Source organism: Enterococcus sp. PLH-Efm8 (assembly GCF_053011625.1).
In genome coordinates, this window is record NZ_CP172568.1 from 1,873,233 (window position 1) to 1,898,302 (window position 25,070).

The 25,070-nt window shown below is 36.2% G+C and carries 22 protein-coding genes and 3 pseudogenes; 11 read left to right on the plus strand and 14 right to left on the minus strand.

All coding sequences use genetic code 11. The annotated features are described in order from the left end of the window. Positions 1–73 precede the first annotated feature (73 nt). Genes ffh through ACIFUW_RS09355 form a run of 3 tightly spaced genes read right to left on the minus strand, consistent with a single transcriptional unit; the run spans position 74 to position 2,314 of the window. The gene (ffh, locus tag ACIFUW_RS09345) at positions 74–1,492 is read right to left on the minus strand and encodes a signal recognition particle protein (RefSeq protein ID WP_002293709.1); all 1,419 of its coding nucleotides are present in this window, start codon (positions 1,490–1,492) and stop codon (positions 74–76) included. A gap of 20 nt (positions 1,493–1,512) precedes the next feature. Next, positions 1,513–1,851 carry a putative DNA-binding protein gene (locus tag ACIFUW_RS09350; protein ID WP_002293708.1) on the minus strand — a complete coding sequence of 113 codons (339 nt, stop codon included), beginning with the start codon at positions 1,849–1,851 and terminating at the stop codon, positions 1,513–1,515. Further along, positions 1,811–2,314 carry a DUF523 domain-containing protein gene (locus tag ACIFUW_RS09355; RefSeq protein WP_002297194.1) on the minus strand — a complete coding sequence of 168 codons (504 nt, stop codon included), beginning with the start codon at positions 2,312–2,314 and terminating at the stop codon, positions 1,811–1,813. The genes ACIFUW_RS09350 and ACIFUW_RS09355 overlap by 41 nt, the downstream gene beginning before the upstream one ends. Positions 2,315–2,444: 130 nt before the next feature. Between ACIFUW_RS09355 and ACIFUW_RS09360 the strand changes: the two genes are divergently transcribed. Beyond that, positions 2,445–3,149, plus strand: a complete 705-nt coding sequence (locus ACIFUW_RS09360; RefSeq protein WP_002293705.1) for a response regulator transcription factor — start codon at positions 2,445–2,447, stop codon at positions 3,147–3,149. Beyond that, entirely contained in the window at positions 3,146–4,882 is a 1,737-nt protein-coding gene (locus ACIFUW_RS09365; protein ID WP_002303966.1) for an ATP-binding protein, read from the plus strand. The genes ACIFUW_RS09360 and ACIFUW_RS09365 overlap by 4 nt, the downstream gene beginning before the upstream one ends. 102 nt (positions 4,883–4,984) lie before the next feature. On the opposite strand, the gene ACIFUW_RS09370 is transcribed toward ACIFUW_RS09365, so the two are convergent. Next, positions 4,985–7,456 carry a cation-translocating P-type ATPase gene (locus tag ACIFUW_RS09370; protein WP_002297196.1) on the minus strand — a complete coding sequence of 824 codons (2,472 nt, stop codon included), beginning with the start codon at positions 7,454–7,456 and terminating at the stop codon, positions 4,985–4,987. 272 nt (positions 7,457–7,728) lie between these two features. Here ACIFUW_RS09370 and ACIFUW_RS09375 point away from each other — a divergent pair, with 272 nt between their 5' ends. Next, positions 7,729–9,003, plus strand: coding sequence for an ISL3-like element IS1476 family transposase (locus ACIFUW_RS09375; protein ID WP_146708612.1), 1,275 nt, complete (start codon positions 7,729–7,731; stop codon positions 9,001–9,003). A gap of 286 nt (positions 9,004–9,289) precedes the next feature. Here ACIFUW_RS09375 and ACIFUW_RS09380 read toward each other — a convergent pair whose 3' ends face one another. After that, positions 9,290–10,180, minus strand: coding sequence for a phosphate ABC transporter substrate-binding protein PstS family protein (locus ACIFUW_RS09380; protein ID WP_002289807.1), 891 nt, complete (start codon positions 10,178–10,180; stop codon positions 9,290–9,292). 196 nt (positions 10,181–10,376) lie between these two features. Further along, the gene (locus ACIFUW_RS09385; RefSeq protein ID WP_002300070.1) at positions 10,377–10,859 is read right to left on the minus strand and encodes a hypothetical protein; all 483 of its coding nucleotides are present in this window, start codon (positions 10,857–10,859) and stop codon (positions 10,377–10,379) included. A gap of 207 nt (positions 10,860–11,066) precedes the next feature. On the opposite strand from ACIFUW_RS09385, the gene ACIFUW_RS09390 reads away from it, so the two are divergent. Continuing rightward, positions 11,067–11,432, plus strand: coding sequence for a hypothetical protein (locus tag ACIFUW_RS09390; RefSeq protein WP_002289810.1), 366 nt, complete (start codon positions 11,067–11,069; stop codon positions 11,430–11,432). 90 nt (positions 11,433–11,522) lie between these two features. On the opposite strand, the gene ACIFUW_RS09395 is transcribed toward ACIFUW_RS09390, so the two are convergent. Next, on the minus strand, positions 11,523–11,840 hold the full coding sequence (locus ACIFUW_RS09395) for an SdpI family protein (RefSeq protein ID WP_002326708.1): 318 nt from the start codon (positions 11,838–11,840) through the stop codon (positions 11,523–11,525). Between the two features lie 95 nt (positions 11,841–11,935). Here ACIFUW_RS09395 and ACIFUW_RS09400 point away from each other — a divergent pair. Both ACIFUW_RS09400 and ACIFUW_RS09405 read left to right on the plus strand, forming a co-directional pair. Next, positions 11,936–12,031: pseudogene (locus ACIFUW_RS09400) on the plus strand (DUF5960 family protein); the annotation flags it as partial. Positions 12,032–12,581: 550 nt separating this feature from the next. Beyond that, positions 12,582–13,541: an IS30 family transposase gene (locus tag ACIFUW_RS09405; protein ID WP_002301399.1), complete on the plus strand. Its 960-nt coding sequence runs from the start codon at positions 12,582–12,584 to the stop codon at positions 13,539–13,541. Between the two features lie 122 nt (positions 13,542–13,663). Here ACIFUW_RS09405 and bsh read toward each other — a convergent pair whose 3' ends face one another. After that, positions 13,664–14,638 carry a choloylglycine hydrolase gene (bsh, locus tag ACIFUW_RS09410; RefSeq protein WP_002301623.1) on the minus strand — a complete coding sequence of 325 codons (975 nt, stop codon included), beginning with the start codon at positions 14,636–14,638 and terminating at the stop codon, positions 13,664–13,666. A 409-nt stretch (positions 14,639–15,047) separates the two neighbouring features. Here bsh and ACIFUW_RS09415 point away from each other — a divergent pair, with 409 nt between their 5' ends. Together ACIFUW_RS09415 and ACIFUW_RS09420 are read left to right on the plus strand one after the other, a co-directional pair. After that, entirely contained in the window at positions 15,048–16,298 is a 1,251-nt protein-coding gene (locus ACIFUW_RS09415) for an IS110 family transposase (protein ID WP_002297404.1), read from the plus strand. Positions 16,299–16,583: 285 nt separating this feature from the next. Continuing rightward, positions 16,584–16,841, plus strand: a complete 258-nt coding sequence (locus ACIFUW_RS09420; RefSeq protein WP_002295273.1) for a hypothetical protein — start codon at positions 16,584–16,586, stop codon at positions 16,839–16,841. Between the two features lie 231 nt (positions 16,842–17,072). On the opposite strand, the gene ACIFUW_RS09425 is transcribed toward ACIFUW_RS09420, so the two are convergent. Next, positions 17,073–17,504: a DUF4231 domain-containing protein gene (locus ACIFUW_RS09425; RefSeq protein ID WP_002305693.1), complete on the minus strand. Its 432-nt coding sequence runs from the start codon at positions 17,502–17,504 to the stop codon at positions 17,073–17,075. Positions 17,505–17,742: 238 nt separating this feature from the next. Here ACIFUW_RS09425 and ACIFUW_RS09430 point away from each other — a divergent pair, with 238 nt between their 5' ends. Next, on the plus strand, positions 17,743–18,921 hold the full coding sequence (locus ACIFUW_RS09430; RefSeq protein ID WP_000997695.1) for an IS256-like element ISEf1 family transposase: 1,179 nt from the start codon (positions 17,743–17,745) through the stop codon (positions 18,919–18,921). 160 nt (positions 18,922–19,081) lie between these two features. Here ACIFUW_RS09430 and ACIFUW_RS09435 read toward each other — a convergent pair whose 3' ends face one another. Beyond that, positions 19,082–19,990, minus strand: a complete 909-nt coding sequence (locus ACIFUW_RS09435) for an IS982-like element ISEfm1 family transposase (RefSeq protein ID WP_002295743.1) — start codon at positions 19,988–19,990, stop codon at positions 19,082–19,084. 301 nt (positions 19,991–20,291) lie between these two features. Then, positions 20,292–21,454 (minus strand): IS3-like element ISEfa8 family transposase gene (locus ACIFUW_RS09440; protein ID WP_114366812.1). Its coding sequence is split into 2 segments (ribosomal slippage): positions 20,292–21,178 and positions 21,178–21,454, totalling 1,164 coding nucleotides; the frame shifts between segments, so codons are not numbered across the junction. A 104-nt stretch (positions 21,455–21,558) separates the two neighbouring features. On the opposite strand from ACIFUW_RS09440, the gene ACIFUW_RS09445 reads away from it, so the two are divergent. Further along, positions 21,559–22,898, plus strand: a protein-coding gene (locus tag ACIFUW_RS09445; RefSeq protein WP_086953915.1) for an IS3-like element ISEnfa3 family transposase whose coding sequence is annotated in 2 segments (ribosomal slippage) — positions 21,559–22,000 and positions 22,000–22,898 — 1,341 coding nt in all. Because the reading frame shifts where the segments join, the coding sequence is not laid out codon by codon here. Positions 22,899–22,937: 39 nt separating this feature from the next. On the opposite strand, the pseudogene ACIFUW_RS09450 reads toward ACIFUW_RS09445, so the two are convergent. After that, positions 22,938–23,642 (minus strand): annotated as a pseudogene (locus ACIFUW_RS09450) (N-acetylmuramoyl-L-alanine amidase); the annotation flags it as partial. Between the two features lie 72 nt (positions 23,643–23,714). Between ACIFUW_RS09450 and ACIFUW_RS09455 the strand changes: the two are divergent. Further along, a pseudogene (locus ACIFUW_RS09455) lies at positions 23,715–23,891 on the plus strand (recombinase); the annotation flags it as partial. A 175-nt stretch (positions 23,892–24,066) separates the two neighbouring features. Here ACIFUW_RS09455 and ACIFUW_RS09460 read toward each other — a convergent pair. Both ACIFUW_RS09460 and ACIFUW_RS09465 read right to left on the minus strand, forming a co-directional pair. Continuing rightward, positions 24,067–24,636, minus strand: coding sequence for a prevent-host-death protein (locus ACIFUW_RS09460; RefSeq protein ID WP_002294835.1), 570 nt, complete (start codon positions 24,634–24,636; stop codon positions 24,067–24,069). A 73-nt stretch (positions 24,637–24,709) separates the two neighbouring features. Continuing rightward, positions 24,710–25,033 (minus strand): hypothetical protein, encoded by a 324-nt coding sequence (locus tag ACIFUW_RS09465; RefSeq protein WP_002304701.1) that lies wholly within the window; start codon positions 25,031–25,033, stop codon positions 24,710–24,712. Positions 25,034–25,070 lie beyond the last annotated feature (37 nt).

Below are 25,070 nucleotides of genomic sequence, written 5' to 3' on the forward strand. Positions count from 1 at the left end.
AGAATAAAAATTGCTGATAGAAAAGCTCCGGCAGTAGACATTTTCAGTCTGTACCGAAGCTGTTTTTTTCATCTTATTTCCGTTTTTTCTTTTTCTTCTTATTTTTCTTGATCATTCGATTCATCGCCATTTTGCCTAGTTTTCCTTTGACGCCTGAACCAAACATTTGGTCCATACCTGGGATGTTCATATCCCCTTTGGACATTTGCTGCATCATTTTTCTTGATTCCTTGAATTGTTTGATCATTCGATTCACTTCAACAACACTGTTTCCAGAACCGGCAGCAATTCGGCGACGACGGCTTGGGTTCAACAGATCAGGATTTGCTCTTTCTGCTGGCGTCATAGAATAAACCATCGCTTTTTTGCGTTCAACATCTTTTGGATCTACCTTGACGTTTTCGATTCCAGGGACTTGATTCATTCCTGGGATCATTTTGATTAGATCTTCCAGTGGGCCCATACCCATCACTTGATCAAGCTGTTCAATAAAGTCATTGAAATCGAATGAATTTTCCCGCATTTTCTGTGCAAGTTCTTCCGCTTTTTTCTCGTCGTAGTCTTGCTGCGCTTTTTCAATCAATGTCAGCATATCCCCCATACCAAGGATACGGCTAGCCATACGATCTGGGTGGAATACTTCTAAGTCAGTCAATTTTTCACCAGAACCGATGAATTTGATTGGTGCGCCTGTCACTGAGCGGATCGATAGTGCTGCCCCGCCTCGAGTATCCCCATCAAGTTTAGTGATGACGACCCCTGTAATACCTAATTGCTGGTTGAAGCTATCAGCTACGTTGACGGCATCTTGACCAGTCATGGCATCGACAACAAGCAAAATCTCATTTGGTTGCGTCAATTCTTTGATTTGTTTCAACTCATCCATCAATGTTTCATCGATATGCAGACGTCCTGCCGTATCGATCAATACATAGTCGTTTTTCTTTTCTTTTGCTAACTCCATCCCTTGACGGACGATCTCTACCGGGCTGACTTCAGTTCCCATATCAAATACAGGAACGTCTAGCTGTTGACCTAATACTTTCAATTGGTCGATCGCAGCTGGTCGATATACGTCCCCTGCGATTAGGAGCGGACGAGCATTTTCATTTTTCTTTAAATAATTGGCTAATTTACCAGTAAAGGTCGTTTTACCTGCCCCTTGAAGACCAGCCATCATGATAACAGTTGGTATTTTTGGTGATTTATTTAACTCTGCTGTTTCAGAACCAAGTGTGATCGTCAATTCTTCATCAACGATTTTTACGATTTGTTGTGCAGGTGATAAACTTTCCAGCACTTCTGCCCCTACCGCACGTTCGCGTACGCGCTTAGTAAAATCTTTGACTACTTGCAAGTTAACATCGGCTTCTAGTAAGGCAAGGCGGATTTCCCGCATCATTTCTTTTACGTCAGCTTCTGATACTTTTCCTTTTTTTCTTATTTTTCCCATCGCCTGCTGGAGACGTTCAGTTAAGCTTTCAAATGCCATATTTTCTTCATTCCTTTTATTTATTCTTCGATTGCTTGAATTTGCTGTACATATTCAAGTAGTTTTTTATCTTCCGGGTACTTATCTGTAATATATGCAGTCATATTTTCCAATACCTGTTCTCGAACAATATAATTAGAAAAAAGATGGAGTTTTTTTTCATAATCCTCCAAGATCTTGCTTGTCCGCTTGATATTGTCATATACTGCTTGTCGGCTTACTTCGTATTCTTCCGCGATCTCACCTAATGAAAAATCATCTGCATAATATAATTCCATGTAGTTCATTTGTTTTTCTGTCAATAAGGTCGAATAAAATTCAAAGAGCGCGTTCATTCGATTGGTCTTTTCGATTTCCATTCTGCTCACCTCTAGTTTTCAGCCATTCTTCATCAGAGAGCACAGTCATTTTTTGCTGAATAAAATAAGCAGTAGCCACTCCGGCACCATTTTTTTTTATTCCGGAAAAACTTCCGTCATAAATCGAATGGGTTCCGCATGAAGGGCTTTTTTCCTTCATGATGACTAGATCAATGTGTTTTTCCTGCAATTTTTGATAGGCTTTGATCGCGCCATTTTTGTACGCTTCCGTTACATCTTCGCCGCTTGTCGTCCATACTTTTGCTTGATCTTTCCACACATCGAATCCATTTCCACCAATGATTTCAGCGGGATCTCTAGGAATTGGTAATCCGCCGATCACTTCTGGACAGACCATGACAGCTTCTCCAGTTTCAACTAGTTCCATCAATTCTGGTACTTCTTTTTTCTGTCCATCATAGCGACAGGCCAGACCGCCTAAACATGCACTGATTCCAATCATTGACTGCTCTTCCTTTCTATTCAGCAAAGTGCCTTCCTATTATACCATTTATTTCTTTTGTAAAATAGCCCTTTGTACTGATTCTATGCTAAAATATAAACAGAATGAAACCTATTTAAAGGAGATTTGAATGAAAAAAATACTAGTTGTTGATGATGAACCTTCTATTGTAACGCTCTTGACGTTCAATTTGGAAAAAGAAGGCTACAAGGTAACCAGTGCCACAGATGGAGGCGAAGGATTAGAATTAGCATTAGAACAATCATTTGATTTCATCATTTTAGATGTGATGCTTCCAACGATGGATGGCATGGAGATCACTCAGCGGCTGCGTCAAGAAAAAAATGAAACACCGATTTTGATGCTGACGGCTAAAGATGACCAAGTGGATCGGATCATTGGCCTAGAAATAGGTGCTGACGACTATTTGACCAAACCATTTAGTCCTCGCGAAGTATTAGCCCGTATGAAAGCAATATTCAGACGAATTGAACCTCGTAAGCAATCAAAAGATGAAGCTGAGCCTGAATATCTATCGATTGGACAAATCACTGCTGATTTGACCAATTATCAAGTGACCGTAGACGACCATCTGATTGAACTAACACCGAAAGAATTTGAATTACTTGTTTATTTCATGAAACGAAAAGACCGTGTGATCGACCGAGACACATTGCTAGACCGCATTTGGAATTTTGACTTCGCAGGACAAAGCCGAATCGTAGATGTACACGTTAGTCATTTGCGAGAAAAAATCGAGCGAGATCCAAAACACCCAAAGTACTTGGTGACTATTAGAGGATTTGGCTATAAGTTTCAGGAACCCAAACGATGAAATGGAAAAAAATTTATGAACGTCTCTTCTTTCTTATTCTTTTAGTTAGTTTGTTTTTTGGTGGCTGGCAATTGATTTCCCATTATTTTCAACAGCAGATCGTGGAACAGCAAGAAAGCTACCTGACAAAAAAAGCACAACTGCTGATCCGGCAATTAGATGTCGAAAACCTCCAAGCAGCGCAAAACAAAACTGCTTTGGAAGAATTCGTCCATCAGTCGAACGAACGGATTACTTTAATGGATGCTACTGGAAAGATCTTATTTGACACAAACAATGAAACATTGAATGAACAGCGAAACTCCCGTCCCGAAATCAAAGCCGTATTGAATGGTGGGAACCTAGGTAGCGCTTTGCGCAAAAGTACTACTTTGAATGAGGATCTTTTATATGTCGCATTACCAGTCAAAAAAAGTGGCCAGTTAGAAGCCATTTTACGTATCGCAGAACCGACAAGCGTTTTTTTACCGAGAACTGAGAGTTTTCGCCGTTGGGTCTTTTTCTTCTTTCTGTCTTTCTTCCTTGTTCTTGCAGGAATGATCTATTATCTGATCTATCAAAAAAACCAGCCATTGAAAACCGTGCTGCCCGTACTAAAAAAAATGGTGCAAAATCCTAATCAGGCGGAAGTAATCATGCAAACACCCGATCAATGGGAAGAATTGTATCAGACGATTAATGCGTTGAGCGAACAAATGAGTAAGATGTATCGGGCGTGTACTACCACAGAAGAGCAATTATATACGTTACTGAACGAACTGATGATTGGCGTATTCCTGATTGATGATGCTGATTCTCGTTTACTACTGCTTAATCCAAAGATGCAGCTACATTTAAACGTGGTAAGCTATCAACCTGAACAGCGGTACACAGAAGTCATTCAAGAGCCAAAACTCATTCAGCTGATTCATCAAGTGACTCCTGAGCATCCGCTGATCCATCAGGAGATCACCCTTACAGAAGGTCGGCAGACATTAGACTTGAGTTTGCGCTACTTTACTAATTCAGAAGGTACCGGACAGATTCTAGGGGTGGCGTATGACTTAACGAAAGTGCGACGTTTAGAAAAGCTACAAAAGGATTTCGTTGGCAACGTCTCTCACGAATTAAAAACTCCTGTGACTTCACTGATTGGTTTTACCGAGACTTTACTGGATGGTGCAAAAGATGACCCGCAAACTCTGACTTCTTTTCTTGAGATCATGCAAAAAGATGCGATCCGGTTAGATAAACTGATTCGGGAAATCATCCAGCTGTCAAAAGATGGCGAGAATTCTTACGAGATCCAGACAATTTATACAGAACCTTATTTCCAGCAAATCGTTCAAAATTATCAGCCAATCATCGAAAAGAAACGGTTGACGATTCGATTGATTGGAAAGAACGAACCATTTACTACTAAAACAGATATCCTTTATCCAATTATCAAAAATCTGATTGAAAATGCTGTCCAATATTCAAAAAGCGACAGCGAGATTATTATCCGCTATCAGGCAACAGATGATCTATCGTTTTCTGTCCAAGACTTTGGTATAGGTATCGACATTGAGGATCAGGAACGGATCTTTGAGCGTTTTTACCGCGTAGACAAGGCGCGAAGCCGACATTCAGGCGGGACCGGATTAGGGTTAGCGATTGTAAAAGACTACGTGCAACTCCTTAATGGTACGATTACTGTAGACAGTCATCTTGGAACAGGTTCGACTTTCACCGTTACCATTCCGAAAATGTAAAAAAGAGCAACTGCTCGTGCGTTTTAAAGTTGGATGACTCATCCTGCTTCGAAAGATACACGAGTGGTTGTTCTTTTTTACTCTTTTTTGAGATACTTTTCGTCAATTTTCTCGTTTAAATATCGATAGAAATTTTTTAGCTACGCGACTAAACGGCTTTTGCTCTTTTTCATTTTTACGTTCAAACAAATATTCTACCAATGTGGTCAAATGCCTAAAAATCGAATCTGCCGAGAAAAATAGAATGCTCAACAGCAAAAGTGATACAGCTGAGATACCGGTGATTGAAAACAGCTTATGCAAAAAGATGACCGAAAAAAAGTTACCGCTAGCACAGAAAAGAATGATCTGACTTCTGAATTTATTCAGCGGTGAACAGATTTTATAGAGAACGAGGAACCCTACTGCAATCAAAAGCATGGTAGATGCTGTAGAAACATCTGTTTTATTTAGATTCAAAGTCACCCCGCAGATCACCAACGCACCGACTACGATCATATCTGTTAGTCCACCTGGCACAGCTTTTTCCATCACATTCATGATGAATTTCCCTCTGATTCGCTTTTTGTTTTCTTCTAGAGCAAGCAAGAAAGATGGAAGTCCGATAGTAAACAAACTAATCAATGTGATTTGTGATGGTTCTAAAGGATAGGTCAGAGCAAAGATCACTGAAAACAGTGAGAGCAAAAAGGAGAAAATATTCTTCACTAAAAACAAGCTGGCTGATCGCTCAATATTGTTCACAACGCGCCGTCCTTCTGCAACAACTTCTGGCATGCGTGAAAAGTCAGAATCAAGTAAGACCACTTGTGAGGCCTGCATGGCGGCTTCATTTCCGGAAGCCATCGCTATACTGCAGTCTGCTTCTTTCATGGCTAGAATATCATTCACGCCATCACCTGTCATAGCTACTGTATTGTTACGCTTTATCAATTGAACGAAGATTTTCTTTTGTTCTGGCTTGACGCGTCCAAAAACTGTATATTTTTCGACAGCTGCTTCATATTCTTCTTCTGATAATTTAGATGCATCAACGTACTGATCAGCATGTGAAATCCCTGCTTGGACAGCTACATTGGATACGGTGAGCGGATTATCTCCAGAAATCACTTTGATGGCTACTTGCTGTTTTTTGAAGTAATCAAATGTGGCTCTTGCTTCTTTTCTGATAGGATTAGCAATCAGAATATAGCCTAATGGTGTGACTGCTTCTGTCAATACTGGTTCTTCAAGAATCCCATCGTACACACCAAAGACCAACACGCGATAGCCTTTTTCAGCGAAAGAAACAAACTCTTCCGCATATTCCGGCAATTGATCGCGCAAAACCATTTCGGGCGCTCCTAAAACATACACCTTGTCTGCCAACGCTACACTGCTGAATTTTTGGACAGAAGAAAAAGGAATAACATGGTGATAGGATTGATCAGTGGTTTTTGTAAAATATGCTTTAACAGCTTCCATTGTTGCATTGTCTCCTGCCATCGCTTTTGCATAGTCAGCAATGCATGCTTCCAATTGATCTGACTGACTGATTATTTCTTGTTTTTTAGAGACGATCATTTTTTGAACAGACATTTTATTTTCTGTGATCGTTCCTGTTTTATCTACACAAAGGACATTTACCCTTGCCAATGTCTCAATGCTTTTCATATTGTGTAAAAGAACTCTTTGCTTTGCTAGTTTAGTCGCACTTAATGCTAATGCAATCGTCGTCAGCAAGTACAGTCCTTCAGGTATCATACCGATCAATGCTGCTTCCATTGCAACGACACTTTCTTTGATCGTGTTTCCATTAAAAAAGTAACTTTGAGAAAAAAGCAGGATACCGATAGGAATAATGATGATCCCAATCCATTTGATCAATTGATTAAGAGAAGCAATCATCTCCGACTGTTCTCCTTCTCCCATTGTCTTGGCTTTGACTGTCAGCTGGGAAATATACGAATCTGCTCCAACTTTGTCTAATCGGGCGTAAGCTTTTCCGGAAACAATGAAACTGCCGGACATTAATGGATCACCTATTTCTTTGGTTATTTCATCTGCTTCGCCTGTCAATAAAGCCTCATTAACTTGCAGTTTCCCTTCCACGACCTCTGCATCTGCTGGAATTTGATATCCAGTCTCTAAAATAACAATGTCATCTATTACAAGGTCTTCTATATCTATTGTTTGTTCTATCCCGTCTCGTATGACATTGACTTTTGCTGTATTTAAAACATTTAGTTCGTCCAAGATCTTTTTGGATCGAATTTCCTGAAAAATGGCGATTCCTGTATTGGCTATGATAACTGGTAAAAAAGTCAAGTTCTTATAGGATTCTACTAAACAAAGCAAAATGGCTAAGATAAGAAAGATCAAATTGAAATACGTAAATATGTTTTCCAATACGATTTGCTGATTTGTTTTGAATGTGGGATCGACTGAATTATTTGCTGCACCTTTTTCTATTCGTTCCTTGACTTGATCTGCCGTTAATCCTTCTTTATACGATGGAAAAAGACGGATGACTTTATCTGATGATCTTTGTGTTACTTTCTTTTTTTTACTTCGATTTATCCATTTATTCTTCATGTGGCTACCTCGATTGATTTCGTTTTCTGGATATTTCCAAACTTCTCCTATCCAGTATAGAACAGATATGGAAAGTGTTCCTCACATTAAGCTTGCAAACACCTTTCATTCCTGTCATATAGCAAAAAAAAAGGGTTCTATAATATTTTGTGTTGGTGGAAAATCGAAGGCGATTTTCTACTAACACTTTTTCTTCGTTTCAACTCAAAAAGAGACTCACTTTTGGTAAAATTTAGTCGACCAAAACGTCATCCTACCAAAGGAGTCTCTCAATGGATAATCATACTAGAAAATTACTCGGATTAACAGATAAACATTTATTTTTTGATGAAGAATGGCTGATTGAAAAAGAATATAAAGGCGTTCAAGCGCAGTTTATTAAAGGAAAATTGGATGACTCTTCTTCCTATTGTGAACACTGTCGATCGGTTCGTATTATCCGCAACGGTTCCTATACGACACGCACTCAGATGTTGAAAGTCAAAGAAAAGTTAACTATTTTAGAATTAAAACGTACCCGTTTTCTCTGCCATGATTGTGGAAGGACCTTTTCTGCGAAAACGGACTTAGTTGATGAACATCATCAACTAACAAAGGAACTGAAGCAGGCGATTCTCATGGAACTGTACGAAAATCAATCACGTAAACTAATCGCTAAGAAGTACTTCGTCTCGGATGGGACGGTGACACGGATCTTGCGTGAAGCAACGAAGCATTACCAGCCACGTATGAACTTCCTTCCGACGGTGTTGTGTATGGATGAGTTCAAATCAATGAAGTCTGTTTCTGGTTCCATGAGTTTTATTTGTGTTGATGGGACAACCCATCAGCTATTTACGATCCTTGAAGATCGCAGACTTTACAAACTAACTCAATACTTCCTGCGCTTTCCTAGAAAAGCCCGTTTAAAGGTCAAGTACCTAGTGATGGACATGAATGCCAGCTATTGTCAGTTGCTTAAAACAGTCTTTCCAAATGCGGAGATCGTAACTGACCGCTTTCATATTGTCCAACACATCAATCGCAGCTTCAATCAATTACGTGTCCAGATCATGAATCGTTTTCGAACCTCACACTCTGAAAATCAGAAGAAGTACCGTCGGCTCAAGCGATATTGGAAACTCTTACTCAAAGATTCCACGACATGGGAGCCACTCAAACGGCATTATCATCGACTGTTTAAACGACCAATTAGTCAAACAGAAATCGTTGATGAGCTGTTAAGCTACAACGAAGAATTGCGAACTGCGTATCATTTTTGTCAATTATTACGCTATTATTTCGTTAAACGAGGTACGGAAGGCTTTCAAGAAACCCTTAAAACAATTTCATCTACGTTACCTCAGTCGTTTAAAAAGAAATTCACGATCTTCCATTGCTACCAATCGGGTATTTCAAATGCCTTTAAGGTGTCCCACTCAAACGGCGTCACTGAGGGGCTGAATAACAAGATCAAGCTGATTAAACGAATTGCGTTTGGTTATCGCAACTTTTATAACTTTCGGGCACGGATCTATTTACAACAAGGTCTGATCTTTGAAAACTAAAAAAATATGCGGCGCACAGAACGCGCCGCATATCGGACTAAGTTTTATTCAAATTTGTCTTCACCAACACGATTTGACGAAGAGCCAAAAAAAGTTACGACAGTTCTATGTCGTAGCTCTTTTTTTCGAATAAACGGTGTTCAATCAGCTGACCCTCGGTATTAGCTCAAAAAACGGCAAAATATGAGGAACTATTTTTCACAATTAAAGGAAAAATGTATATGTGGGGAAACATAGTTGATTTTTCCTTAATAGTAACGACTACCGTGGCATGTTTATCTGCTAGTTATTTGATATTTCCTTCGTGATCACGTTCTACTTCCATCATTGTGATTGGTAAATAGCCCAATTCTTTGACAGGTCCTTCTTGGATTTCTTCTGTCATCATGTAGTCTAAGAATTTTTGGACTTCAGGGGAAGGTTTTCCGTTCGTGTACATATGTTCATATGACCAGATTCCCCAGCTGTTATCTGCTACATTCTCTTCTTTTGGTTCTACACCGTCGATACTTAGTGCTTGTGTGGAATCATCGAGATATGAGAAAGCTAAATAGCTGATTGCTCCTGGTGTTTGACTTACCAGCTGCCGAACTGTTCCTGATGAATCTTGTTCTTGGGACTGCACAGGGGTAGCACCATCCAGTCCCCATTTTTCGAATGTCGCGCGGGTACCGCTGCCGTTTGCACGGTTCACGACGTTGATTTTTTGATCTTTCCCGCCAACTTCCTTCCAGTTAGTGATTTTTCCTGTAAAGATATCAATCAATTCCTGTTTGGTGATATCTTTGACATCTGTATCTTTATTGACGATTGGTGCCATCCCGACCACTGCTACTTTATGATCCACTAATTTTGAAGCATCAACTCCGTCTCTTTCTTCTGCAAATACATCAGAGTTTCCGATAGTAACTGCTCCAGCTTCGACTTGGCTCAAACCAGTTCCGCTTCCTCCTCCTTGTACAGAGATTTGATAATTTGGATTTTCTTGTACAAAGCTTTCTTGTGCTGCATCGACTAACGGCTGTAATGCTGTCGAACCTACCGCAACGATTTTTACTTGTTCATTTGAGTCACTTGAATTATTTTGTGTGGCAGAGCCATCTGTATTTCCTGATCCTGAGCCGCATCCGGCTAAAAGAATTCCCATCATACCTAGAGTAAACAATACTTTTTTCATTTTATTGCTCCTTTCTTATTTACAACTAAAGTTTATCAGTCGACTGTAAATCCCTCGTATGGTTGCTGTAAAAATATAGTTAAGTTATGTAAAAATCATGTAAACGTTTTTCGCATTCTTTACATAATAATAAAAAAAGCATATGAGAAACATGCATTTTACGCAGCTCATATGTTTTTTTACTGATGATCCACCATCAATAGTTATTTTTTATAGATACAGATCGTTCACTTTTTATCCTGATTTCTGTCCAGAAGTAAAAAAATGTTGCAAGAATAAATGAGGCAATTACTAAATAGAACCATGGTTTGATCGTCAAGAAATACATGGAGGAATAAGCTAAATCCTTCAATCCACTCTCGCTCAAACCATTAGGGCCGATAATCAAGCGAGGCAGCAAAGAAAACATAGATGTAAATACTAATAAGCAAGAAAAGTAAAGCAGCTGCCAATTGTAGTGATTGATCAGAGATTTTGGTAATAAGAGACCTACACTTATCACTAAATAGAAAACAATCAAAGCTGGAAAATTCCTAGAAACCACAAATCCGCTTCCTTGGATCAGGCCTAATATCTCCGCACCTTGTACAACAGCATTTACCCATGTAAAAGGTAGCAAAACGATAGGAAAAAACCAAAAAAATAAATAAAGCCGATCGATTACTGCTTTTCTTCTCATTAACGTTCCCCCAAACTACTTTTTCTCTCATCATACTATACAATTTTCTATCTAAAAAAATTAGGGGGAAAAACTTTTTTTTTAGAGATAATGGCATGAGAGTTTATTCATTTAATCTAGAAATAATGAAAAAGTAATTGATTATTGCAGGATTCAATTTACAATAAAACTAACAAAATAATAACACTTGTTAGGTGGTGATGAAAGATGATAAAAACTTGCTGGAAAAACCTTCCGTTGCTTTTATCTTTTGTTCCTTATGTGCATTTCGCCTTACTGCTTGATTTTCGTTATCATTCCGTAAGCGGGTTCATCACATTGATATTTTTATCTCTTTTTGCTGGATATTATTTTCAAAGGAACAGGCGTATTATATCTTTATTCATTGCCAATATTATATCTACTGTCACTTCCTATTTATTTTGCGCCAATTTTACTGAATGGCGTTACTTCTATCATCCTTTAAAACCGACCCAGCTGATCTTGCTTCTTGCAGGTATTTACTTAGTTCCACAAATCCTTGGGTCGTTATGGGCGGTAGCCTTATCTTATAAAAAAGCTCGGCATCCATAAAAACAAACCATATATGTACAAAGAGAAGCTACTTTCTTCTTTTTATACATATATGTTTTTCTTATATCACCAAAACTATCACTAGTTTTTCTATTTTTTACTTCTTTTCTTCTCTCCAAACACTAAAAACAGTTGTGTAATAATTGCAGCAATAATGATTCCAATAATAGATATTGAATTTGAGGTGGAAACATCTATAATATTCAAAGAATAAAGTGTTGAAGAAAGTAAACTAATTAAAACAATTCCTCCATAAAAAATAGTTTGTGAGTATACCCAATTTTTTTTAGAAGACAAACTTCGTTTAGTTCTAAAACCTATACTTGAATTTCTACTCCTATCAAAAATCCATATATTCAGAAGTAATAATATCGCTACTATTAAGATAAAATTACTATAAAAAAGCAAAATATTACCTCCTAATTAAATATTAAATACCGAAAAAATTATGTTTAGATAATACCATAGTTAAGTTTTTCCTTGTGATGTTTTTCGTAAAAAGATATTTTAGCAGCATTATCGTTACAGTGCATAGTTACCATCGGCGTTATGACTATATAAAGTATACTTTCGTTGATCCAGAAAGGTATATAGATTAAAATAAGTTACCTAAAAAGGACAAATACAAATTTTATTATCTTATTCACAGTAAGAAGATAATTTTAAGATTGCGAAATACGATACTATTTGTAATCTATAGTATCAGTCCTATAAAATAAACATCTAATTAATTACTCTAAATCCTAATTATAAGCCTTTTTTCTCACTTTTTTTCAAAAATATGGTATGCTTCTTAGTAAATTCAAATATATGGTATGCTTCTTAGTGAATTCAAATATAAAAGAGTTTAAAGCGTAATACACTTATGGGGAAGTGGTTTGGGGTGCGCTTTAAACTCTTCTTTATTATTATCTCACAGCATGCTTAAAAGGTCTATGGATTAAGTTATGTAAAAAAGTGCCTCTTTAAACGTCCTAAAATCCAAACAAGGATAGCATAATGTACACTATCGTTGATCCAGAAAACAGGTAAATAAATTTTGCAAAAGCAATAAGTCGCCGATTGTAAAATTAAGCTAGACAACTAAAAAAGTCATTTGTGCTACACTCAAAATAGTTCCGACCAAAGAATTATAAGGAGTGAGTACAAATGACCTATACCCATCTTACAACGGATGAACTTGTAATAATAGAGTCTTATTTCAAAATGAATCAATCTGTTGCTAAAACTGCCCATTGCTTGAATCGTTCAAGACAAACGATCCATAAAGTATATCTGTTCTTCAAGCAAGGAAAATCAGCCTTAGAATATTATCAACAGTATAAGAAAAACAAATCAAACTGTGGTAGACGTCCGCTTGTTTTACCCGAGGAACAATCAGAATATATTCAAAGAAAGGTTGTTCAAGGATGGACACCCGATGTGATTGTTGGTCGTGCAGCGTTTCCTATTAGTTGTTCTGCTCGTACCATTTATCGTATGTTCAAAAAGGGGCTATTTGATTCTTCTGACTTACCGATGAAAGGCAAGCGTAAACCGAATGGACATCAAGAAAGACGTGGAAAACAAACTTTCCGCCGCTCTATTCATGAACGTGAAAAGGATTATAGCCAATTCTCAAATGAGTTTGGTCACCTTGAAGGTGACACTATCGTAGGTCTGAAACATAAAAGTGCTGTAATTACCTTAGTTGAACGATTATCAAAAGTTATCATCACATTGAAACCGTGTGGTAGACAAGCGATTGATATTGAAAAAAAATTAAATCAATGGTTTGAATCTGTACCGAAAAACCTATTCAAATCCATCACTTTTGATTGTGGAAAGGAATTTTCAAATTGGAAACAGATCAGTAATGTCAATGATATTGCCATTTATTTCGCTGATCCAGGAACGCCGTCTCAAAGAGGCCTAAACGAGAATTCTAACGGATTGTTACGTAGAGATGGTTTATTGAAATCTATGGATTTCAATTCAGTAGATGAATTTTTTATTCAATCTGTCGCATCTAAACGAAATAATATTCCTAGAAAATCACTGGATTATCGAACACCTTTGGAAGTATTTTTGAGTTACGTAAGTATTGATGATCTGTCTAACTTAATTTGACAATTAAGAAGTTAAAAACATTACAAAAAAGACAAGGATATCACATCAAGAAAAAATGTTTTGAAAATATCTTTGCCTTTTTGTATTATATCTATATTAAATAATCAATCACAACACATTAACTAATTTATATATTTAATTTGTTGTTTTTCTATAATTGGATAACTAATTAACTTATGACTATCTAAGTCTTCTTTATTCATATCAATTGCAGTAATTTGACTGTCTTCATATGTTCGATAATAATAGATTCCTTTGTCAACATTGCAACAAGAAGAATAAATTGTATATTCATATTTTCCATCACCAACATCACACAAACCTTTTTGTTGTTCTACTGAACCTAAGATATGGAAAAATTGACTAATACTTTCTGACTCTGAATCTCCAGATACAGAATTCAGCTTCGTAAAAGTCGCTTTAACAAAACGAGATACTGAGGATAAATCTCCAGGCAAGCCTATCCCTCCCATACCGCGGCTATAGGCATTCAAACTTATTTGATTTGAAAAATTATTTTTAGGAGTTTCACTCGATAAGACACGATAATTGTTTAAATTAAATAATTGATAGTCAAATGAAGGATTATTGGTAAGAACGCCCACAGGGTTATCATATATATGAAGTCCATCTTTCATACTTTCAATGACAATTGATTTTTCTTTATCAGCTAATAGCCAATGTAAAGGGGATAAAGGAAGTTCATCACTATAATTTATATTTGCTAAATTGATATTTTTTAACAATTTTTTAGTTTCTCCTACTGTTGAGCATTGTCCTAAAATCCAAGGAATAAATTCAAAAGGAGATACATTGTCTTTCCCTTCTTGTATTTCTTTATAATCAGCATACCCAGAAAAATTTAGCCCAGCCATACTCAATCCTTTTTCATTTGTCGCATCGTAATAAAGAGGGTAGTCAGCTATACCAGCGGCAATACCAATCATTGCATAATGAGTATCCAAATCATTTACCTTTCGAAAATTCAACTTATAATTTCTTGGAGTAACAGTAACTACTTCATTGTAAGATATTTCATAATCAAAATTCCTTCCAAAATAATGATCACTTGTTACATAAGTAATAGACGTACACATAGTTTATTCCTCCTCGTAAAATATCATTTGTCTAATAGTTTTTATTCAAAATGTTTCTAGATTATAAAATTTATTGAATAACACATTCCTAACGGAATTTGTTTCGATATTGTGTGATTTCTCAGAGTACAATGGATGTATGGAAAGGATCCAACGGGAATTTGCTATTTCCTCCTGTAGCGTTTGTCTACCCTGTTTAGTCTGTTACCCGAACCACTGTTATCACTACCAACTCATTAGCTGTTTCGATAATGGACTAGACTTTCAAATAGTAGTTTGGAAGGCAGCTTCTAGCTCTTTTATCACCGTATTCTATTAGGCGAGGTTGTGGCTATACAGTGAGTTTCTGGGAAATCCCACAGTATCGAAGCATTTTCCAAAATTTATATCGAAAGGAGGTCCTTCTTCCATGAAATTATTTGTCGGTATTGACGTTAGCTCTGAAAAACTAGATGTTTGTTTTTTAACAGACGACAATCAATTGTCTATCTTATCTGAAATCTCTGTTGCCAATGACATCGAAGGTGCTTCATTCATACGAGAAACAATTCTTGAATTCAATGACAGCTACCACTTTGATCAAATTGTGATTGGCATGGAGTCAACGTCCATGTACAGCTTCCATCCTTCCATGTTTTTTCATGAAGATGAGAAACTAAAGAAGCTCAACACACTTGTAACGATTGAAAATCCTTTTCGGGTGAAACAATTTAGTCGCATGTTTGATGAGAATAAAACTGATCGAAACGATGCATTAAGAATCGCTGATTTCTTGCGTATTCAACGATTCACAACTTCCCCTATCAAAGAAGAGAAATACATGGCCTTACAGCGTTTAACACGTACTCGCTATCAACTTATTAAGCAATTGATTCGTACAAAGCAACATTTTCTTGAAAATCTAACGTACAAATGTAATACGCTTGCTCGAGAAATGCGAGACGAATCGACGAGTCTTTTTAGTGCAACCCTCATTTCACTCATGACGGAAGATTTCACATTGGATGAACTTGCTGAGCTTCCTTTAGAAGCTTTCTGTGATTTACTTCAAGAAAAAGGAAAAGGCCGTTTCAAGCAACCAGAAAAAATCGCTAAAGCAATTCAACGTGCAATTACCATGAGTTACCGCCTAGGTGCTCTTGCACAAGAATCAATTAATGTTGTTTTAAGTGTTCTCGTACGAGAAATACGAGCACTTGAAAAAAATATCAAAGAATTAGATAAAGCCATCGAACAAGTAATTGTTGTCATTCCAGAATATCAATGCTTAACCAGTATTCCAGGCGTTGGTAAAGTCTATGCTGCCGGTTTAATCGCTGAAATTGGTCAAATCGAAAGATTTGAAGATCAGACAAAATTGGCAAAATACGCTGGATTAAGTTGGAAAGTGAACCAATCTGGAAACTATCAGTCGCAAAATACACCTCTGACAAAACAAGGAAATCGATATTTTAGATACTACTTAGTTGAAGCTGCCAACTCTGTAAAAAATTATCTTCCTGAATACAAAGCTTTTTATCAAAGTAAATATAAGGAGGTTCCAAAGCATCAACACAAACGTGCACTCGTCCTAACCGCAAGAAAATTTACGCGTCTGGTGGATACGCTACTACGTAAACACCAACTCTATACGCCACCAAGGAGTGTGATAGAGAAATAACAATCCGTTATTGACGCAAATCCTTGAATCAACCCGAAAAAAATTTGATTTTGATCGGGTCTAGTTTCGTGCGCTTCAAAACATATTACTCAATAAAGAAAATCTTAAATTTCATCTTGACTTATCACCATTAGACTAAATATTTTTCTGTCCACGTTCATTTTACTCCAAAGTTTTCCTCATTTCAAAAGAAAATCACAGAATACACGAAGAAGCGTTTCTATTTGTATAAACTATATCAAAGTTCTATACTTAAATTATCAAATAAAAAGGACGTGAAGATAAATGTCAAATTTAGAAAACAAAGAAGAAAAAGTTGTAAACAAAATTGTTTCTGTTGTCAATAAACTGGATAAAGAGTTAGACGAACTTGATACGTTATCTGAAAATCCAGAAAAAAAACATAACCTAAAAAAATGGTTAGTTGAACGAAAGGCTATTCATGAAATTAAAAAAGTTCTTCATGAAGCTGATAAATATGAAAAATATGATGAAAAAGAACTTGATAAAGAATTTAAAGAAATCAATGACTTATTACTATAATTGATTTATACGACTCATTTTTGAGTCGTCAGACTGCAAACAACACTCTAAATTTAGGAGTTTGTCTACAGTCTGAATAAATTTTAAATTTATTGTCCATAATGTTATTATGAATTTATAGCATTAAGAAAAGAGATAAGACTTTACATTTTTTTAGGAATGTAAAGTCTTATCTCTTTTCTTAATTGTACAATTAGTATTATCTGCACTACTTTCTAATTAAATAAATTTTTAGTTATTAACTTGATTAAAATCAGAGATAATATCATTTAATTCAGTTTGAAGGGTTGTAACGATTAAATGGAAATTTTCTTCATCTGTTTTATTATATGGGGATGTTTTCGTTATATATAACAACTTTTCTTTTTCAATTTTCATTAATAACTCTGTCGAAGTCTGTACTTTATCTTGATAATTAAATGCAGACATACCACTTTGTATAATTGTAATTATTGCTGAAGCAATTGAAACAATCAATAGTAAAGACCTGTGTTCGGAAGCCTGATCAATTAATATTGGGATACTAGCTGATAAGACTATTTTTATAATATTTCCGATACCAATTACTCTATTATAAAATCGAATTTCTTTTTTTAATCTATCGATTGTAGAATCAATAGATTCGATAAACGCTTTTTGATCCATCATTTTCTCTCCAATCATTTTATTAAAATCATTAACAAAAATATTATAATAGGATTTAAGTAAGTTCTAACTAATCACATATAAAAATAAAAAAACATTTGTATTTTATCAAAGTTTTATTATACTTGTCAATTTGTGTACATCCTAAAGAGAGTATAAAATATTTTGTGTAAATGAAAAAATCCATACAAAAAAGGAAGTCCCTTCTGTAGAATAAAGTTAACGACAACCAATTCACAGAAAAGAGGACTTCCCTATGAATGATTTTACTACAGAAATTGTGCAAACTCTAGTCACTAAAGGCGATTTAAATGAATTATTCCGTTCGCACTTAGAAAAAGCGATAAACACACTCCTACGGACTGAATTAACGGCTTTTTTAGATTACGAAAAATATGATCGCACTGGTTTTAATTCAGGTAATTCGAGAAACGGTTCTTACTTTCGATCAATCAAAACCGAATATGGTGAATTAACATTGGAAATACCTAGAGATCGTAATGGTGAGTTTAAACAACAAACTTTACCAGCCTACAAAAGAACAAACGATACATTGGAAACCACTATTATCCATTTATTCGAAAAAGGTGTTACGATGTCTGAAATTGCTGATTTGATCGAAAAAATGTACGGTCATCACTATACTCCACAAACCATGTCCAACATGACTAAAGTTCTGACTGAAGAAGTAAATGCCTTTAAATCCAGAGCCTTAAATGATAAGTATGTCGCTATTTTTATGGACGCTACTTACATTCCACTAAAACGTCAAACCGTATCCAAAGAAGCGATTTATATTGCCATTGGTATACGAGAAGACGGCACTAAAGAAGTACTGAGTTATGCGATTGCTCCAACTGAATCAACATACGTTTGGAATGAGCTGCTACAGGATATTAACTCCAGAGGAGTTCAAGAAGTCTTGCTTTTTATTACGGACGGCTTAAAAGGCATGAAAGATACTATCCATCAAATTTATCCTAAAGCAAAATATCAGCATTGTTGTATCCATGTATCTCGTAATATCGCTCATAAAGTACGTGTCAAAGACCGAAAAGAAATCTGTGATGACTTTAAGGCTGTTTATCAAGCTAACTCAAAAGAAGAAGCGAATACCTTCTTATCCGGCATGATTGAGAAATGGAAGAAAAACTATCCTAAAGTGACGCAGTCACTCATAGAAAACCAAGACTTATTAACTTTTTATGATTTTCCACCTAGCATTCGTAGAACCATTTACTCAACCAATCTAATCGAGTCTTTCAATAAGCAAATTAAAAGATACAGCCGTAGAAAAGAGCAGTTTCAAAATGAAGAATCACTAGAACGCTTTCTAGTCAGCATTTTTGATACATACAATCAAAAATTTCTAAACAGAAGCCATAAAGGTTTTCAACAGGTAACCGATACATTAGTTTCAATGTTTACTGAGTAACTAATTATTTTGCAGGAGGACAATTTATTTACACAAAATTATTGACGCTCCCATCCTAAAACATAAGCTATTTGTTTACTTCTGTAGAATATATACTTTGTTGTTAGATAAGTTGCACATGTTTATAGAATCTAAATAATACCCGTGGTGCTAGTTAATCTTAATATCCTAAAGAATATCTCAAAGTTCCTTCAAAACGTCGTTGTGCTCGACTTAATAGAACACTGTAAGCCAGTAATATGCTTTCAAATCTACTCTCTAGCCCTTTAACAGAACGTGAGTTGAAATTTTGACAACCTAATTTTTCTAAGGAAGAAAAAACAGTCTCAACTGTTTTTCTTTGTTTTCCAAGTAAGCTGTGGTCTAGTTTTTCTGATTTATCCATGTTTTTACGTGGCGGAACGGATATAGTAATGCCCTTAAGGGCAAGCTTTTCATGGATTTTATGGCTAATATATCCTTTGTCCCCTAGGATATTGGGAAGATTCGCTTCTTCCGATAAAGTCTCTAACACTTTCACGTCATGGACACCTGGATTCGTGATTGAGTAAGTAATCGGAAAGCCAGTCTTAGTAACGATCATATGAATTTTAAGACCATAAAAATAAGATTTTTTTGTTGAGTTATAGCCAACTTTGGCTATTTGATTCAATAGTTTTGCTTGTCTATTTCTAACTGGTTTACATAATGGACTAGGAAAACTATCTATAATTCCGACTAGTTCACCTTTGGTGAGCTTCTTGATGAAAAAGTATCGAATAATCTTGATAGTGTAAGCTAAGTTTGAACTTAAGCGAGTGAATCGACTCCTACTAGGAAAGTCACCATTAGGAAATAAGACGGAACAAACCGCTCTATACGTGGCTCTTTGGCTAGTATAGCCATTAATTATGCCCCATATAACACAAGCAATAATCACTGTATCGCGTTGCTTCAGTTGATCAGTATTTCTTCGGTTTTTAATCTTATCTGGTACACAATTGTGGTATATGTTAGAAACAGTTCTCATAATTTCCTTGAATGTTATAAAAGTATCTGTATAATGTTCAGTATATTTTGATGAACGCATATGTAGTCCTCATTTCTTGGGAGTTTTGAGACTACTATATGCGTTTTTTTGTTGATTTACCAACATGTTTAGACATTTTCCTCTAGGAAAAAATTAACTAGCACCACGTGTTAAATAATAAATTTTTATGTACCGCCCCTCAAAGTGATGTGCACCCCAAAAGTTAGACTAGTGGAATGGCAACACTTTTTTTGACAAAAATTATAAGGTGTTGTGAATGCTGCGGTGTTATGGCTCCGATTGCCCTTGACAATGAGCATCCTCGGATCTGATTTTCTCCGGCAGAAGCACAATCATTCAATTACGCTGCCTCTCCAGAGGTATCAGATCCGCGCTCATTATCAAGGATTCGCTTCGCCAATCTCTGTTGTCGAATTTGGATCGGTGTTTCATACGCCAACGTGCCATGTAAGCGTAGATAGTTCCACCAATGCACATAATCAAACAATTCTAGACGTAGCTGTGCCAGTGTCTCAAATTGGTATTGATGCACGAATTCTACTTTGACAGATTTATAGGTTGATTCCACAACGGCATTATCATACGGACAACCCTTCCTACTCAATGAACGAGTAATTCCAAAACCATTCAGAATCTCATGAATGGTTTGGTTATCAAATTCCTTTCCCCGGTCTGTATGAAAAAGCTTGACGTCTGTTAAAGAATACGGTATCCGTCCAAAGGCTTCTTTTACCAATGAGGCATCTTTCTTCTCACCACAGGAATAACCAATAATTTCTCGATTAAACAAATCAAGTATTAAGCAGATATAATGCCACTTTTTCCCCACGCGAACATAAGTAAGATCCGTAACGATGGCTTCCAATGGCTGTTCTTGTGTAAAGGTCCGATCTAATACATTCGCTGTTTTCGCTTCATTACAAGCTGTTCGTTGCCCTTTAAAATGAGCGATCGTATAGGTAGATGTCAATCCGCGGCGTTTCATGATTCGACCGATTCGGCGCCGACTGAGTTGAAGCCCACGCTTTGCTAAACACTTCTTCAATTTTCGGGTACCGTAAGCCTTTCGGTTTCGAATAAACTCTTCCTGAACGATCTCTTCTAAGTCGGACTCATTTTCGATCGGTTTCGCTTGATAATAGTAGGTCTGACGAGAAATATTTAGAATTTTGCACATCGCTGATATGGAATATTTATGCTTGTTGGCATCAATTACTTGTCTTTTCGTCCGAATATCAGCGCCGCTTGCTTTAAAATATCATTCTCCATTTCGAGTTGCTTATTTTTCTTTCTTAGTGCGATCAATTCTGCTTGTTCTGGTGTTAAGTTGTCTCTTTCTTTGAATGAGCCCGTTGATTGTGCTTGCTTCATCCATTTATCGAAAGAAGAAGGCGTAAGCTCATACTCTCGAATAATTCCTGCGCGAGGCTTACCAGCGAGATAGAGATCGACGATTTGTTGTTTGAATTCTTTTGAATAGGTTCTTCGTTGACGTCTTGGCATGAAAAATCCTCCAGTGTGTTTTTTATTATTCTACACACCTTATTTTTTCTGTCTAGTCTAGTGTAGCCGATTCACTAGAAATCTAATTAAAAGGGGTGCTTTTTTTGCGGAAATATACATTTGTTTTTAAGAAAAAAGTAGTTTCAGACTATTTAAATAACGAAGGCGGCTACAAATATCTTGCACATAAATATCAAATAAATCGTACACTGGTTAGACATTGGGTAAGGATTTATAACTATCATGGTTGGGAAGGCTTGGTTGGAGGTGGCAAAAGCTACACTACAAAATTTAAACTTGATGTTATAGAATATATGGAAACAAATGGTCTTTCTATCCAAGAAACTGCTAAAAAATTTAATATCGGTTCAAATAGAACTCTAAGTAAATGGATAGAGCAATATGAAGAAGGCGGTGCTTCTTCACTTGAGAGCCAAAAAAGGGGCAGAAAAATTAGTATGAATTCCAAGCTAAACATTCCTAAAAAACTTAAAGATGAGTCTCTTGAAGAAGAAGTTATTCGTTTAAGAGCAGAGAACGCATATTTAAAAAAGTTAGAAACCTTGATTCAAGAACAAGATTTGAGCAAGAAGAAATCAAGGTTAAAACAATCCTTCAGCTCAAAAAAGAATTTAAATTGAATCTATTACTTTCAATTGCACAATTAGCGAAGTCAACTTATTATTACTGGGTAAAAAAATTAGATAAGCCAGATAAATATAGCAAGATAAAGCAAGAAATTACAGCGATTGTAAAAGAATCAAGAAACTCTTATGGTTATCGTAGAGTCACTTTAGCGTTAAAGATGAAAGGATATACAATCAATCATAAAACAGTTAGAAAATTAATGTCCCAAATGGGACTTACCTGTCAAATCCGAATAAAGCGATATAAATCTTATAAAGGAACAGTAGGAAAAATTGCCAAGAATGTGTTAAAACGAAATTTTTCAGTAGATACACCCAATAAAAAATGGGTGACAGACGTCACTGAATTCAAGATAAAAGGAAGAAAAATCTATCTATCTCCTATACTTGATTTATTTAACGGAGAAATAATTAGTTATAGTATATCAACTAGTCCAACATATAAACTGATTGAAGAAATGCTTCAACAAGCAATTAAAAAAAAGGGAACTGAGGGTTCACTGATTCTACATTCAGATCAAGGATGGCAGTATCAGATGCCACAATATCAAAAAAAATTAAAAGAGAATAACATTATTCAAAGCATGTCTAGAAAAGGAAATTGCTTAGATAATTCTGTAATAGAAAATTTTTTTGGTGTGCTTAAATCAGAGTTTTTTTATCGAGAAAAATTCCGATCAATTGAGATATTTCAAAGTAAATTAAATGAGTATATTAGGTGGTATAATAACAAAAGGATAAAACTAAAGTTAAATGGACTATCTCCAGTAGAATATCGGAAACAGTCCATTAAATAGTTCAACTTTTGGGGTTCAGTTCAAAGAGGGGGGGATTTTTTATCGTTGTGGAATATTTAAATACCAACGCTTGTCATGAAAATCTTGTGCTCCACCCTTAGTATTTCCTTCTGGATCGTTTGTCGCACGCATCATGACGTATACTTTCTTATTAGGGAAATCACGCATATTGAAAGATACATGATAGCCAACATTTCCTAAAGTATTATAAGCTTGATTTACGTCTGGTCTATAAATCCCATCAGCTCTTACTCTAGCTAGTTCTTTTCCAGTATTGTAGTCCATAATGAAAATATACTCGTATTTATAATTAGCAATGTGCCATCCAGCTACATGCAAGTTTGCGTTTTCGATTTCTCCGAACTGATCAATGTGGGCGTAATTTGTTCCATCTGTCAGCGTAGAATTTGCAGCACCTGCTCGAGTTGGATCAATTACTGGTTTATCCTCCGAAGTAGTTGGATTATCATCCGTAAAACCATGAGCCAAATCATAGGCTAGTTTTTCTTTACTTACACCTATTTCAGAAAGATAACCGTAAGGATCTGTATGATCGCCCCAAATATTTTGTGTTACCCATAAATGCGATTTGATTCCTGGTTGGTTATAAGGAGTGTCTAATGTTAATGGAATACCATATTTCATTGCTGAATCTCTTGCCAATTCAACGTATACTTTATAGTTCTTTTCAAAAGTTTCTTTATCATGTGTGTGTTGTAACTCGATTTGCACAGGACTTTTGGCTCACGAGGTTGTCCTACTCTACATCTTGCTGATAGATATGCTGAAAGGAAAACACCAACATTATGTTTTGCTTTTTCAGCTAGAACGAGACAAGCAGGAATACCTTTAGAAGATATCAAAGGTTTTTTAGGTCATAAAGATGTTTCCACTACACAAGTCTATGCCCATATTTCTCCCGAAGTGAAAAAAAGATCAATGAATCAACTAGAAAACTATATAGAAGAGCAAATAAAAAAGCACTCAAATTGAGTGCTTTTTTAAGCTCACTATCACTAAAACTATCACTAATTTTATTTATAAGCGAACATGTTTCTATCACTGATTTTTTAAATCTAGCGAAAAACCCTTATCTTAAAGGCGTTCGTTCAATTCTTTGGCAAGGTCTTCAAAGCCTGGCTTGCCTAGAAGTGCGAACATGGTTTTCTTATAGCTCATGTAGAAAAATTTTCTTGATGATGATTTTATCCATCAATTGAGATTGACTGTTTTGCTCTCCTATGATTTCAGCTATGATTGTCCGATTTTGCGGTTTTCTTCTTAACTGGTAGTTGATTTTCCCAGTTTCCATCAACTCGCTAAGCATATCCACGACTCCGCCAAATCCGGTCTTTTTCGTAATAAAACCTAGTGCTACCATTCGTTCATCTAGATTTTTTGCTGTAATCGTCACACCAGTAATGAGCGAGTGCTGTAATGTTTGGGCCAGCTCTTCCATCCCTTCAGCATTGGATACGACGGAAGCTGTTTTGTTAATAGGTTCTTCGTTTATTTCTTTTGGTTCTTTCCTCTCCACTTTCACTGTTTGACGAAGGACATCTAGTTCTTGCAAGAGCGTTTCGTATTGTTCTTGGGTCAGCATCACGCCAGCTACTTTTTCACGATTAAATATATATACGCCAGTTCCCGCGTCTCGCGCTTGAGCAAATACATCCATCGGCGATCGTTTCACTTCTGTGATCGAAGATGTGGGAACTTCTAATTTCTTTAATTCCAATGGATTTCCTCCTTTACTAATCGCTTTTTATTATAGCACAGACTGACTTGTTTTGATCTTTTTTCCAAAGGTTTTATCGGTTTTTGCCTAACCAGTAATTGATATCGGTAAGAAGTCTTTCGATACCAAATGAAGGATGGTACAGATACGTTTTTTGATCTTCGTTATGGTCTAGTGGAAAAAAATGATCGATGATCACTAGATCTGCATACCGAGGCGGCTTATTTCGAGTACATACATGTATAGAGATCCGTTTTCGATGTCTTAGCGTTTTGTTCAGTACCCCAGCAAGTCTTCTTGCTTCTTGGTGTTCATAGCGAAAAAAAAAGACGATTTTCACTTCAGGAGGGTGGACATCTAAATACCCTCGTTCCTGGAGTGTTTTCAGTAAAAGCATCCCCCACTCTACTGCGGGGTGTGCAAGTGCTTGTTGG